Genomic DNA, 12724 nt, shown 5'->3' on the forward strand with positions numbered 1-12724 from the left:
AGGGAACGCCATGTCCTGGATCGAAGAACAACTCCTGCGAGAACGCCTGGTCGAGGCGCAGCGCCGCGAGCGCAGCGTCCGCACCGCTCGTCTCCTGCGGGCGCGGCGTCGGGCGGAGGTCGCGGCCCGCCGGGCCGACCGGCTCTCCGCCCGGGCCGACGAGCTCGCCGCCCCCGCCCCGCTCATCGGCGCGGGCGTCTGAGGGGCTCGGGCGGCAGCCCACCGCACCCGCACCCCGGGTGGACGGTCCACGACCGGGGGACCACCCACCCCTCGGGTAGGGCCACCTCCAGGGAGGCGTGCACCGTGGTCGCCTCCGCCCCGTCCAGGTGCGCCAGCACCTGGACGGCGGCCAGGCCCGCCACCAGGGCGGCGCTCGCGGTCTCCTCGAGCGCGGGCGGGCCGTGCGAGAGCTGCGCGGCCACGAGCGGCCAGTCCGCGTCGGCGTCGCTGCGGTGCAGGTCGAGGCAACGCAGGCACGGACCGGCACCGGGCCGCACCAGGGGCCCCACCACGGCGTCGGTGTCGCGCAGCACCACCGACAGGTGGGCGGTGCCGTGGGCGACCAGGCCGCCGGTCGACTCCGAGCGGGCCCGGTGGTGCTCGACCAGCACGACGAGGTCGGGCACCGCCTCGGGTCCCGTCGACCCGGGGCCCGTCGTCCTCCCGCCCCGGTCGGCGTCGAGGGTCGGGGTGTCGTCGTGCACGAGCACCGTCCCGACCCCGGCCGCCCGCAGCAGCTCCGCCACCCCCGACCCGACGCGCCCGGTCCCCACGACGGCCACGCACCGTCGGCCCCGCGCGGCCAGGCGGTCGGGACCGTCCGGACCGAGCGGGTCCCAGGTCGCCCAGGCGCGGGCGTCGGGGGCGAGCCGGGCCAGCCGCGGCTGCGCCCGCACCCGTTCCGGGCGGGCCCGCAGTCGTCCCGGACGGATCGCACCCGCCCCGACGAGCGCGTGCAGCACCGCGAGGCGGCGCCGCTCGGTGTCCGGGTCGAGGCCTTGGGCGGCCCGCAGCGCCCGACGGTCCTCGACCGTGAGCGGTCCGGCGCGGGTCAGGCTGCGGGGCGACGACCCCACCTGGACCGTCCCGTCGGGACGATGGACGACGGGCAGGGCGGCGAACTCGCGCAGCGTCTCGGCGGTGCGGCCGTCGTCGGCGGGGAGGGCGGGCACCGGCCCACTGTGACGGACCGGACGGGGGAGTCCCGACGCCGTCCACAGCCTCCGCTCGGGGCGAGCTGGGACGAGCTCAGCCCGCCTTGCCGAGGATGCGGTTCAGGTTGGTGCCGCACACGGGGCACGTCCCCTTGGCCATGCGGCGGCCGTTCGTCTCGACGACGGCCCCCTCCGCCTCGCGCTTCTCCTTGCACTTGACGCAGTAGAACTCGCCCTGCCAGGTCTCGGCCATGACGCCCAGCATGCTGGGTCGGGATCGGAGATCGCATCCCGTTCTTGCGCGTTCCCCCCGGGAGAGCGGCCCCGCCGGGTACCGTCTGTCGCATGGAGGGGCCCGTGGAGGTCCGCCGCTCTCGCCGCCGCACCCGGACCGTGTCGGCCTACCGCGACAGCGGCTCCACCGTCGTGCTCATCCCGGCCCGGTTCTCCCGCGCCGAGGAGTCGGTCTGGGTGGAGCGCATGCTGGCCCGCCTCGACGCCGCCGACCGGCGTCGCGACCCCGACGACGAGTCCCTGCTGCTGCGGGCCCGGGCGCTGTCCGAGCGCTACCTCGACGGCCTGGCCCGTCCCGACTCGGTCGGGTGGGTCGACAACCAGCAGGCCCGCTGGGGTTCCTGTACCCCGGCCGACGGGTCCATCCGCATCTCCACCCGTCTGCGCGGGGTCCCGCCGTGGGTCCTCGACTACGTCCTGGTCCACGAGCTGGCGCACCTCATCGTGCCCACCCACGGGCGCGCGTTCTGGGCGCTGCTCGACGCCTACCCGAAGACCGAACGCGCCCGGGGGTTCCTGTCCGGCCTCGACTTCGCCGCGGGCCAGGAGGTGGCCGACCCCGACGTCGCCGAGACGCACCTGGACCTGCTCACCCCCGGGGTCGCCGGCACCGGCTGAGCGTTCAGCTCTTCGCGGGACCCTCGTCCCCGCCGTCGAGCAGTTCGCGCAGCGCCGCATCCATCGCGTCACCCTCGGTGGCGGACTCCCCGGAGCCCCCGACCGCGCGTCGGCCGACGAACGCCTCGGGCGCGCCGAGGTCGTCCTCGTCGGGCAGCAGGTCGGGGTGGGCCCAGACGGCGTCGCGGGCGGAGCGCCCGCCGCGCTCCTCCAGCAGCGCCCACAGGGCCGCGGCCTCCCGGGCCCGGCGCGGGCGCAGCTCCAGCCCGACCAGGACCGAGAACGCGTGCTCGGCCGGGCCACCGGTCGCCCGGCGTCGACGGACGGTCTCGCGCAGGGCCGCCGCGTGCGGCAGCACCCCGACGGCGGCCGAGTCCACGACGTGGTCCACCCAGCCCTCCACGAGGGCCAGCGCCGTCTCCAGGCGGGTCAGCGCGGCCCGCTGCTCGGGGGTGTTCTGCGGTTCGAAGATGCCCGAGGCCAAGGCCTCCTGCAGGGACTCCGGGTTGCTCGGGTCGACCTGACGGGCCGCCTCCGCGATCCGGTCGCCGTCCACGTGGATGCCCCGGGCGAAGGACTCCACGCCGCCCAGCAGGTGGGCCCGCAGCCAGGGCACCTGGGCGAAGAGCCGCTGGTGGGCCGCCTCGCGCAGGGCCAGGTAGCGCCGGACCTCGTCGAGGGGCACCTCCAGCCCCTCCGCGAACGCCGTGACGTTGCCGGGCAGCAGGGCGGCCCGTCCGGGCGGGGCCAGCGGCAGGCCGATGTCGGTGCTCACCAGCACCTCGCCGGCGAGCGAGCCGATGGCCTGCCCGACCTGCATCCCGAACACACCACCGCCCACCTGGCGCAGCATCGCCGAGGCCGACCCCAGCATCGCGGCCATCTCCGGCGGGGCCTGGGAGGCCATGGCGTCGCCCATCGCCGTGGCGACGTTCGCCGCCACCGGCTCCACCAGCTGCCGCCACACGGGCATGGTGTGCTCGACCCACTCCGCCCGGCTCCACGCCTCGGCGCCGGCGGAGGCGGCCGCGAACTCGGTCACGCCGTCGAGCCACAGCTCCGCGACGCGCACGGCGTCGTCGACGGCCCGACGGTCGGCGTCACCGGGGGTCGGGTCGCCCGAGCCGGCCGCGGCCTGCCGGGCCAGGTCGTGGGCGACCTGCCAGTTGACCGGGGAGTCCCCGGGGTTGGACAGGAACTTCTGCAGCTGCCCGAGGACGGCACCCATCATCTGCGGGTCGAACTGCGGGCCCCCCGGACCACCCGGACCACCCAGACCGCCCAGCTTGCCGAGGTCGCCCAGGTCGCCGAAGCCGGCTCCCCCCGCCCCGCCGAGCAGCGGGCCCAGCAGGTCCTCCAGCGGGTTCCCGGACCCTGAAGACCCCGACGACCCCCGCCCCGGCGTGGGGCCGGGCGTCGAGGACGGCCGGAAATCGGGCTGGCCCGGCTTCTCGCGCGAGACCTCCTGCTCACCGGCGCCGTCGTCCGCGGGGCGGTCGTTCTCGTCGTCGCCGTGCTGGTCCACGTCTTCTCCTCAAGCTCCGGTCGGGTGAGCTACCACCCCGGTCATCGCTGCCGGGTCCCATCATGACGGGCGGTCCGCCGCGTCGCCCGGACGCCCCGGGTCAGGACGGGATGACGAGCGACCGCGTCCGGGGGTTCCCGGGCCGGGCACCGGACCGGGCCGGGCGCCGGTCGGACGTAGGCTGCCGGGGTGCTGCCGCAGGACCGGACCGGGCCCGACGAGTCCTCCGAGGACGGGTCGTCCGAGCGGGACGACCGGGCCGGGGTCTCGCCGCGCGGGTTGCTGCTCGGCTGCTCGGCGGTGCTCTCGCTCCTGCTGGTGTCGGTGGTGTCGCTGCTCCCCGCCCCGTACGTGACGCTGAGCCCGGGGCCCGTGGTCGACGTGATCGGGACCGAGGTGCCCGCCGCCGCGACCGCTGCGACCGGGACGAGCAGCCCGAGCCCGAGCCCGAGCCAGGGGAGCAGCGAGGGCCTCATCACGGTCCGCGGGGCCCCGGTGTACCCCACCGAGGGCAGCCTCGACCTGACCACGGTGGCCGTGCTCGGCGGGCCGGGGGACGACCTCGACCTGTGGCAGGCCCTGCAGGCCTGGCTCGACCCCCGCGTCGCGGTGGCCCCCCGCTCCGTCTACTACCCGGAGGGGCAGAGCGCGAAGGACGCCGCCGCCGCCAGCGTCGCGCAGATGACCGGTTCGCAGACCGCGGCCAAGGTCGCCGCCCTGCGCGAGCTCGGCGAGGACGTGCCGGCCACCGTCACCCTGCGGGTGGGGCAGCTCGCGACGGGCGCGCCGGCGGCGGAGGTGCTGCGCGTCGGGGACGAGATTCGGGCGGTCGACGGGCGCCCGGTCGCCGACTTCGAGGCGCTCCGGGTGGCCGTGGAGGCGTTGCGGCCCGGGGCCGAGGTGCGGCTGACGGTCCGGCGCGACGGCGCCACGCAGGAGCTCACCACGCGGACCGTGGCGGTGGACGGGGCCACCCGGCTGGGCGTGGCTCCCGAGATCACCTACGACTTCCCCTTCGACGTCGAGCTGTCGCTGGAGAACATCGGGGGGCCGAGCGCCGGGACGATGTTCGCCCTCGGCATCGTCGACGTCCTCACCCCGGGGGCGATGACCGGCGGCCAGCACGTGGCGGGCACGGGCAGCATCACCCCCGACGGGGTGGTCGGGGTCATCGGCGGGTTGCGGCAGAAGGTGATCGGCGCCCGCGCCGACGGGGCCCGCTGGTTCCTGGCCCCCGCGGCGGAGTGCCCCCAGGTGGCGGGCGCCACCCCGGAGGGCATCACCGTGGTCCCGATCACGACCTTGCACCAGGCCCGCGAGGCCGTCGAGACGATCGGCGCGGGCCGGGGCGAGAGCCTCCCGACCTGCGGCTAGACCGGCCCGGGGACCGTCACCCCGGCACCGTCACTCCAGCGTGGCGGTCAGGGCGCTGATCAGGCCGGGGACGAGGTCGGTCCCGGTCCGGACCTCCCCGTCGGAGTCGTTGGAGCGGCTGCGCACGGCGCACTCCGAGCCGCCGCGGCGCAGGACCCCGACCGCGATCCGGACGTCCTCGGCCGCCGGGTGCTCGGCCAGCGCCCGGGCCCGGGTCGCCTCGTCGGCGCTCGCGGTCGCCGCGCGCACCTCGGCCTCGGCGTCCGGCGGCACCAGCAGACGTTCGACGACCAGCCCGGCGCCGTCGACCCCGGGGGGCCAGGCCAGCCGCCCGAGCAGCTCGTCGAGGCCGTCGGCGGAGGGCAGCCCCTCCTGCTCGACGGCGGTCAGGTGGTCGTCGTCGGCGCGGGCCTCCTGCAGGACCGCGGGCGGCAGCCGGTCGGCCAGTCCCGGGTCGCGGCGCAGGGCGTCGGCGGTGCGGATGAAGGCGAACAGCCGGGGCTGCTGCACGCCCCACCCGTCGGCGGCGACGTGCCGTTCGATCTCGGCGACCGCCCGCCACAACCCGGGCGCGGGCGGCGCGGAGACCACGGGGGCTCCGTGATCGGCGGGGGCGGCGGGGTGATCGGTGACGGCGGGGTTCGCAGGGATGGGGTCGGGCACGGCCCCGATGGTGGCACGGGGGCTGCGGGGGAGGGAAAACCGCCGCACCGGCGCCCCGAGCGCGCTCGGACACGAAACGGTGACGAAAGGTCCACGGGCGGCACGCGTCCGCGGACTTGTACGTTGCTGAGCTGTGAGCTTCCCTCCCCGCCCTCCCGCCCGACCGGTGCTGCGCCGGCGCCGGCGTGGTCCGCTGGTGCCGACGCTGGTCGTGCTGGCCGGTCTGCTGGTCCTCGCCCTCGTCGGGACGCGCACCCTGACCGACGTCTGGTGGTTCTCCCAGCTCGACTACCTGCAGACCTTCACGACGCGGTTGCGGCTGCAGGTGATCCTCTTCGTCGTCGGGGCGCTGCTGATGGCCGCGGCCATCGCCGTCTCGCTGACCGTCGGCTACCGCAGCCGCCCGATCTACGCGCCCATCTCGACCGAGCAGGCCGGCCTCGACCGCTACCGCGAGTCGCTGGAACCGTTGCGGCGCCTGGTCGTCATCGCGCTGTCGGTGGCCGCGGGCCTCTTCGGCGGGTCGGTGGCGATGGGGCAGTGGGAGACGGTCCTGCTCTGGTGGAACCGGGAACCGTTCGGCCGCAACGACGCCCAGTTCGGGATCGACCTCGGGTTCTACGTCTTCACGCTGCCGTTCCTGACGTTCCTGGTCGGGCTGCTCTCGGCGGCCGTGGTGCTCTCCGGCATCGCGGGCCTGGCGACGCACTACCTCTACGGCGGGCTCCGGCTGGCCGGAGCCGGCCCGCGCACCACCCGCGCCGCGCGCATCCACCTGGCGACCCTGGCGGCGATGTTCCTGCTGCTGCGGGGGGCGGGCTACTGGCTCGACCGCTACCAGCTCATGACGGCGCAGACCTCGCGGATCGACATCGAGGGGGTCGTCGGCCCGAGCTACACCGACGTCCACGCCGTGCTGCCGGCCAAGGCGATCCTCGCGGTGGTCGCGGTCTTCGTGGCCGCCCTGTTCATCGCCGCGGCCGTCGGGTCGTCCTGGCGCCTGCCCGCGATCGGCACCGGGTTGCTCGTGTTCTCCGCCATCGCGGTCGGCGGGATCTACCCCTGGGCCGTGCAGTACTTCGTGGTCCGCCCGGACGCGCAGGCCCGGGAGTCGGAGTTCATCCAGAAGAACATCGCGGCGACGCGGGAGGCCTACGACCTCGCCGACACCGACGTCCGGCAGTACGACGCGCAGACCACGGTGGAACCCGGGCAGCTGCGGCAGGACGCGGGCACCATCCCCGGCATCCGGTTGCTCGACCCGACCGTGGTCAGCAACGCCTACCGCCAGACCCAGCAGGTCCGGCCGTACTACTCCTTCCCGGACACCCTCGACGTCGACCGGTACCAGCTGCCGGGGTCGGACGGGCAGACCGTCGAGCAGGACACCGTGATCGCCGCGCGCGAGATCGACCTCTCCGGGCTGAACAACTCCCAGCGCAACTGGATCAACGAGCACCTCGTGTACACCCACGGGTTCGGGCTGATCGCCGCGCGGGGCAACGAGCGGGCGGCCGACGGGCTCCCGTCGTTCTTCCAGCAGGGCCTGCCCACGTCGGGGGCCCTCGGCGAGTACGAACAGCGCATCTACTTCGGGGAGAAGTCGCCGACGTACTCCATCGTCGGCGGCGACGACCCGATCGAGCTCGACTACCCGGACAACTCCCCCCTGGGGTACGCGCAGACCCGCTACGCGGGCGAGGGTGGCGTCCCGGTCGGCGGCCTCGGGCAGAAGCTGGCCTACGCGTTGAAGTTCGCCGACCAGAACATCCTGCTCTCCGACCAGATCGGCGAGAACTCCAAGATCATGTACGACCGGGCCCCGCGGGACCGGGTCGAGAAGGTCGCCCCGTGGCTGACCCTCGACGGCGACTCCTACCCGGCCGTCGTCGACGGGCGGATCAAGTGGATCGTCGACGCGTACACCACGTCCGACGGCTACCCGTACTCGGCGATCACCGAGCTCGGCGAGGCCACCACCGACACCCTCACCGAGGGCAGCCAGAGCGTGCAGGCGCTGCAGGACCGCAGCGTGAACTACGTCCGCAACTCGGTGAAGGCCACCGTCGACGCCTACGACGGTTCGGTGACGCTCTACGCCTGGGACGACAGCGACCCGGTGCTGCGCTCGTGGATGAAGTCCTTCCCCGGGGCGGTCCGTCCGCTCTCGGAGATCTCCGGCGACCTCATGGAGCACCTGCGCTACCCGCAGGACATGTTCAAGGTGCAGCGCGACGTGCTCGGCAGCTACCACGTGACCGACCCGAACGCGTTCTTCACCCAGCAGGGTTTCTGGCGCACCCCGGAGGACCCGACCGCCACCGTGGGGCAGAACCAGTCCCGCCCCGCGCAGCCGCCGTACTACCTGACCCTGCAGATGCCGGGGCAGACCTCGACGGCGTTCAGCCTGACCACCTCCTACGTTCCGCGCAGCCAGGCGCAGGGTGCCGGGTCCGGGAGCCGGGTGCTCACCGGGTTCGCGGCGGTCGACGCCGACGCGGGCGGGGAGTCCGGGGTGAAGAAGGAGGGCTACGGCACCATCCGGTTGCTGCAGCTGCCGGGGGAGACCACGGTGCAGGGCCCGGAGCAGGTGCAGGCCAACATCGTCTCCGACACCGACGTGGGCAACGAGCTGCGGCTGCTGAACCAGGGCGAGTCCCAGGTCGTCTACGGCAACCTGCTGACCCTGCCGGTCGGTGACGGTCTGCTCTACGTCGAACCCGTCTACGTGCAGAGCCGGACCGGCGCGTCCTACCCGGTGCTGCGCAAGGTGGTCGCGGTGTTCGGCAACCAGATCGGTTTCGCCGACACCCTCGACGAGGCGCTCGACCAGGTCTTCGAGGGCGACTCGGGGGCTCAGGCCGGCGACCAGGGAGCCCCGCCGACGGGGACCGACCCGGACACCGGCCAGCCCCCCACCGACGGGGGCACCGACGGGAACACGGGCGGAAACACGGGCGGGGGCACGGACACGACCGCGCAGCAGGACCTCCGCACGGCCCTGGACAGCGCCCGGACGGCCATCACCGACTCGGCGACCGCGCTCGAGAACGGCGACTTCGCCGCCTACGGCGAGGCCCAGCAGCGGCTGCAGGCCGCGGTCAACGCCGCGGTCGACGCTGAGAACCGGATCGAGCAGGCGGCCGCGGCCACCCCGACGGCGACCCCGGAGGCGACCCCGTCCGCGTCCCCGACGACCCCGGGTGCCACCGGCTGACCGCTCGGAGCGGTTGCCCGGCAACCGATTTGGCGATCCACCCCGCGTCGCGTAAGGTCGTTCCCACGACGCGGGGTGGAGCAGCTCGGTAGCTCGCTGGGCTCATAACCCAGAGGTCGCAGGTTCAAATCCTGTCCCCGCTACCAGTCCGAGGGAACTCGGCACGAAGGGCCCGGACCAGTCGGTCCGGGCCCTTCGTGCGTCACGACCCCTCGTCGGCCCCGGTCCGCACGCCTTGCTCGGCCTCGATTTGGCCGCGCCGTGGCGGACGCGTAAGGTGGTGTTCACGACGCGGGGTGGAGCAGCTCGGTAGCTCGCTGGGCTCATAACCCAGAGGTCGCAGGTTCAAATCCTGTCCCCGCTACCACGCAGGACCAGCACGAGACGAAGGCCCCGGATCGCCGATCCGGGGCCTTCGTCGTGCTTGCGGCAGGGCCGGGGGCGCTCAGGCGCCCTCGAGCGCCTGCCACCCGAGTCGACCGGCGCCGATCAGTCCGGACCCGCGGGGGAGGCGGGCCGGGGTGATGGCCACGTCGGCCAGGTGGGGGTAGACCGCCAGCTCGGCGTAGGCCGCCCGCAGCGGGGTGAACAGGACGTCCCCGGCCGAGGCGACGCCCCCGCCGACGACGATCTGCTCCAGGTCGAACAGCGCGGCGACCGAGAGGAACGCCGAGGCGAGGGCGCGGGTGCCGCGGGCGATGACGTCGAGGGCCAGCGGGTCCCCGTCGCGGGCGTCACCGGTCAGGACCCGGGCGTCGACCGTCTCGCCGGCGCGCCACCCGCGGGCCAGGGCGGCGCGCACCATGGCGGGCCCCGACGCGTAGGACTCGACCACCCCGAGGGCTCCGGAGCCGGGCAGCACGAGACCGTCCAGCTCGACCCCGACGTGGGAGATGAACCCGGCGTTGCCGGTCTTGCCGGCCAGCAGGTGCCCGTCGAGGACGATGCCGCCCCCGATCCCGGTGGAGACGACCACGCCGAGCATCGAGGCCGCACCGACGCCGGCGCCGACCCACTGCTCGGCGGCGGCGAAGCACTGACCGTCCTGGGCCACGACGGCCCGGACCGGTCGGCCGAGCCGCTCGGTGGCCCGGTCGGCCACCGTCGCGGTCAACGGGAACCCGCGCAGCGAGACGATGTTGACCGGGTTGACCGTCCCGGACCGGGTGTCGACCGGGCCGGCCGAGCCGATGCCGATCGCGTCCCCGACCGTGAGGCCCCGCTCGGCCGCGTCGGCCAGCACGCCGTCGACCAGGCCGTGCAGCGCCGCGGTCACGGCCAACGCGTCGGTGGCGTCGGTCGGGACCTCCCGGTCGAGCACGACCTCGCCGTCGGCCGAGATGCAGCCCGCGGCGATCTTGGTGCCGCCGATGTCGATCCCGAGGACGTAGTCGCTCATGCCCCCGCCCCCTTCGTGGTCGCGTCCAGGTGCTCCAGGACCGTCCCCCAGTCGCCCGAGGTCAGGTCATCGTGCTCCAGCCCCTCGCGGATCCGGGCGGCGAGGTGCGCCGCCGTCGGGGCGCTGGAGGCCCCGCCCAGCCGCTGCACCGACTCCGAGGCCGCCAGGACGGCGAAGGCGACGCTGGTCTGCAGCGTCCAGCCGACGGTGCGGGCCCCGCACAGGGCGGCCACGAAGCAGTCCCCGGCGCCGGTCGGGTCGATCGCGGTGACCGGGGGCGCGAGGACCTCGCAGTGCTCACCCGTGGCGGAGTCGGTCGCGACCGCGCCCCGGGCCCCGCGGGTCACCACGACGAGGGCGGTCCGGCGGGAGAGCTCGGCCAGCGCCGAGGCCGCGTCGGGGGTCCGGGTGTAGCGGGTGGCCTCGTCCTCGTTGGGCACGAACGCGTCCACCTGGGCGAGGGCGTCCAGGGCGGCCGGGTCCCAGACCTCGGTCTCGTCCCAGCCCACGCCGCCGACGACCGTGGTCCCGGCCCGCCGCAGCTCGCCGACCCAGGCGGGGATGCCCTCGGCGATCCCGACGTGGCAGGCCGCCACCCGGGGCAGGGGGCGGTCGAGCTCGTCGCTCAGCCAGGTGGCGCGCTGCTCGTAGGTGACGAAGCTGCGGTCGGCCGCGTCGGTCAGGGCCACGGTCACCGCGGTGTGGGCCCCGGGGACCTCGCGCAGCCACCGCAGGTCGAGCTGCGCCTCGGCCGCCAGGGCGTCGCGCACGGCCGCGCCGAACATGTCCGGTCCCACCGCGCCGACGAGGGCGGAGCGGAAGCCCAGGCGGGCACCGGCCACGGCGCGGGTCGCGGTGCCGCCGGGGGCGACGGCGAAGGAGTCGGCGAAGACCTCGGCGCCGACGGCCGGGGCCGCCACCCCCGACATCACCAGGTCGCAGAAGACCCGGCCCCCGAAGACGAGGTCCAGCTCGGTCATGTCGGCTCCGATTCGTCGGTGGATCTGATCGAACACTCAAAATCTTGACCACCAGACTAGCCAAGGATGCGCGTTCGGTCATAGTCTCCCTGCGTGATCGAGCATCGAGGGGGCATCTGGTGAAGCTGGCAATCCTGGGCGGCGGCGGTTTCCGTACGCCGTTCGTGTGGCAGGCCCTCCTCCGGGACCAGGGGTCCCCGCGCATCACCACGGTGACGCTGCAGGACAACAGCGACGAGCGGCTGGCCGGCATGCGCGCCGTCCTGGAGCAGCTCGCCGAGGGTTTCGTCGACCCGCCCCGCCTGGAGACCACCACCGACCTGGACGTGGCCCTCGAGGGCAGCGACTTCGTCTTCTCCGCGGTCCGCATCGGCGGCCTCGAGGGTCGCTGCGCCGACGAGCGCGTCGCGCTCGACCTGGGCGTGCTGGGCCAGGAGACGACCGGCCCGGGTGGCCTCGCCTACGCCCTGCGCACCGTGCCGTTCATGGTCGACGTGGCCGAACGGGTGAAACGTCTCGCCCCCACCGCCTACGTGCTGAACTTCACCAACCCCGCCGGGATCATCACCGAGGCCATGCAGGGCGTCCTCGGCGACAAGGCCCTCGGCATCTGCGACACCCCCTCCGGCCTCGGTCGTCGCGTCGCCCTGCTGCTCGGTCACGACCCGGCCCGCACCCGGCTCGACTACGTCGGGCTGAACCACCTCGGCTGGCTGCGGCGCGTCGTCGTCGACGGCCGCGACGTGCTGCCGGACCTGCTGGGCGACGACGGGTTGCTGGCCCACCTGGAGGAGCAGCACGTCTTCGGCGCCCCGTGGCTCAAGGCGCTGGGCGTCATCCCCAACGAGTACCTCTACTACTGGTACCGCAACGTCGAGGCCGTACGCCGCATCCGTGAGTCCTCGATGACCCGCGGGGAGTTCCTGCTCAAGACCCAGGGCGAGTTCTTCGAGAACCTGCCGCGGGCCGGGGGCAAGGCCGCCCAGCTCTGGCGCGACACCGTCCTGGACCGCAGCGCCAGCTACATGGCCGAGGCGAAGGGTGGCGAGCAGGGTGCGCCGGAGAACCCCGAGCCGCCGGAGACCGACCCCTCCCAGCAGGGGTACGCCGGGGTGGCGCTCGCCGTCATGGCCGCGATCAGCCGCAACGAGCCCTCGACCGCGATCCTCAACGTGCGCAACGCGTCCACGATCGACGGACTGCCCGACGACGCGGTGGTCGAGGTCCCCGTGGCCATCGACGGCAGCGGGGTCCGTCCGTTCTCGACGACCGCCCCGAACCTGCACCAGCTCGGCCTCATGCAGCAGATGAAGGCCGTCGAGCGGCACACCATCGCCGCGGCGCTGCACGGTGACCGGTCCGAGGCGTTGCTCGCCTTCGCGACCCACCCGCTCGTGCGTTCCGTCGACGTCGCCGAGAAGCTGCTGGACGGCTACATCGAGCGGATCCCCGCCGTGGCCGCCGTCTTCGGGCGTTCCTGACGCCCTCACCCCCAGC

General features: G+C 74.5%; 11 protein-coding genes and 2 tRNA genes. 7 read left to right on the top strand and 6 right to left on the bottom strand.

What is annotated here, in order from left to right:
* Positions 1 to 10: 10 nt before the first annotated feature.
* Positions 11 to 202, top strand: a complete 192-nt coding sequence (locus tag ACFFKU_RS04995) for a hypothetical protein (protein WP_380136180.1) — start codon at positions 11 to 13, stop codon at positions 200 to 202.
* On the opposite strand, the gene ACFFKU_RS05000 is transcribed toward ACFFKU_RS04995, so the two are convergent.
* Together ACFFKU_RS05000 and ACFFKU_RS05005 are read right to left on the bottom strand one after the other, a co-directional pair.
* Positions 183 to 1175, bottom strand: coding sequence for a hypothetical protein (locus ACFFKU_RS05000; RefSeq protein ID WP_380136181.1), 993 nt, complete (start codon positions 1173 to 1175; stop codon positions 183 to 185). The genes ACFFKU_RS04995 and ACFFKU_RS05000 overlap by 20 nt on opposite strands.
* Positions 1176 to 1251: 76 nt before the next feature.
* Positions 1252 to 1410, bottom strand: a complete 159-nt coding sequence (locus tag ACFFKU_RS05005) for a DUF5679 domain-containing protein (protein WP_380136183.1) — start codon at positions 1408 to 1410, stop codon at positions 1252 to 1254.
* Positions 1411 to 1502: 92 nt separating this feature from the next.
* Between ACFFKU_RS05005 and ACFFKU_RS05010 the strand changes: the two genes are divergently transcribed.
* Positions 1503 to 2069 carry a M48 metallopeptidase family protein gene (locus ACFFKU_RS05010; RefSeq protein ID WP_380136184.1) on the top strand — a complete coding sequence of 189 codons (567 nt, stop codon included), beginning with the start codon at positions 1503 to 1505 and terminating at the stop codon, positions 2067 to 2069.
* Positions 2070 to 2073: 4 nt separating this feature from the next.
* Here ACFFKU_RS05010 and ACFFKU_RS05015 read toward each other — a convergent pair whose 3' ends face one another.
* Positions 2074 to 3594 carry a zinc-dependent metalloprotease gene (locus ACFFKU_RS05015; RefSeq protein ID WP_380136185.1) on the bottom strand — a complete coding sequence of 507 codons (1521 nt, stop codon included), beginning with the start codon at positions 3592 to 3594 and terminating at the stop codon, positions 2074 to 2076.
* 189 nt (positions 3595 to 3783) lie between these two features.
* Between ACFFKU_RS05015 and ACFFKU_RS05020 the strand changes: the two genes are divergently transcribed.
* On the top strand, positions 3784 to 4968 hold the full coding sequence (locus tag ACFFKU_RS05020) for a YlbL family protein (RefSeq protein WP_380136187.1): 1185 nt from the start codon (positions 3784 to 3786) through the stop codon (positions 4966 to 4968).
* 30 nt (positions 4969 to 4998) lie between these two features.
* On the opposite strand, the gene ACFFKU_RS05025 is transcribed toward ACFFKU_RS05020, so the two are convergent.
* On the bottom strand, positions 4999 to 5631 hold the full coding sequence (locus ACFFKU_RS05025; RefSeq protein ID WP_380136189.1) for a PPA1309 family protein: 633 nt from the start codon (positions 5629 to 5631) through the stop codon (positions 4999 to 5001).
* 133 nt (positions 5632 to 5764) lie between these two features.
* Between ACFFKU_RS05025 and ACFFKU_RS05030 the strand changes: the two genes are divergently transcribed.
* The 3 genes from ACFFKU_RS05030 to ACFFKU_RS05040 all read left to right on the top strand — a co-directional run bounded on the left by ACFFKU_RS05030 (position 5765) and on the right by ACFFKU_RS05040 (position 9215).
* On the top strand, positions 5765 to 8848 hold the full coding sequence (locus ACFFKU_RS05030) for a UPF0182 family membrane protein (RefSeq protein WP_380136191.1): 3084 nt from the start codon (positions 5765 to 5767) through the stop codon (positions 8846 to 8848).
* A 69-nt stretch (positions 8849 to 8917) separates the two neighbouring features.
* Positions 8918 to 8994 (top strand) — tRNA-Met (locus ACFFKU_RS05035).
* Positions 8995 to 9138: 144 nt separating this feature from the next.
* Positions 9139 to 9215 (top strand) — tRNA-Met (locus ACFFKU_RS05040).
* A 78-nt stretch (positions 9216 to 9293) separates the two neighbouring features.
* Here the strand turns inward: ACFFKU_RS05040 and ACFFKU_RS05045 are convergent.
* Positions 9294 to 10247: an ROK family protein gene (locus ACFFKU_RS05045; RefSeq protein ID WP_380136192.1), complete on the bottom strand. Its 954-nt coding sequence runs from the start codon at positions 10245 to 10247 to the stop codon at positions 9294 to 9296.
* Positions 10244 to 11227 carry a carbohydrate kinase family protein gene (locus ACFFKU_RS05050; protein WP_380136193.1) on the bottom strand — a complete coding sequence of 328 codons (984 nt, stop codon included), beginning with the start codon at positions 11225 to 11227 and terminating at the stop codon, positions 10244 to 10246. The genes ACFFKU_RS05045 and ACFFKU_RS05050 overlap by 4 nt, the downstream gene beginning before the upstream one ends.
* 119 nt (positions 11228 to 11346) lie before the next feature.
* Here ACFFKU_RS05050 and ACFFKU_RS05055 point away from each other — a divergent pair, with 119 nt between their 5' ends.
* A complete protein-coding gene (locus tag ACFFKU_RS05055; protein ID WP_380136195.1) occupies positions 11347 to 12708 on the top strand; it encodes a 6-phospho-beta-glucosidase in 1362 nt (453 codons plus the stop codon).
* Positions 12709 to 12724 lie beyond the last annotated feature (16 nt).

It is taken from the genome of Kineococcus gynurae, assembly GCF_042433995.1.
Taxonomy (GTDB): Bacteria; Actinomycetota; Actinomycetes; order Actinomycetales; family Kineococcaceae; genus Kineococcus; species Kineococcus gynurae.

What these genes read in the sequence shown, in the direction of transcription:
- ACFFKU_RS04995 (WP_380136180.1), top strand. Translation starts at nt 11, where the DNA reads ATGTCCTGGATCGAAGAACAACTCCTGCGAGAACGCCTGGTCGAGGCG.
- ACFFKU_RS05005 (WP_380136183.1), bottom strand. Translation starts at nt 1,410, where the DNA reads ATGGCCGAGACCTGGCAGGGCGAGTTCTACTGCGTCAAGTGCAAGGAG.
- ACFFKU_RS05010 (WP_380136184.1), top strand. Translation starts at nt 1,503, where the DNA reads ATGGAGGGGCCCGTGGAGGTCCGCCGCTCTCGCCGCCGCACCCGGACC.
- ACFFKU_RS05045 (WP_380136192.1), bottom strand. Translation starts at nt 10,247, where the DNA reads ATGAGCGACTACGTCCTCGGGATCGACATCGGCGGCACCAAGATCGCC.
- ACFFKU_RS05050 (WP_380136193.1), bottom strand. Translation starts at nt 11,227, where the DNA reads ATGACCGAGCTGGACCTCGTCTTCGGGGGCCGGGTCTTCTGCGACCTG.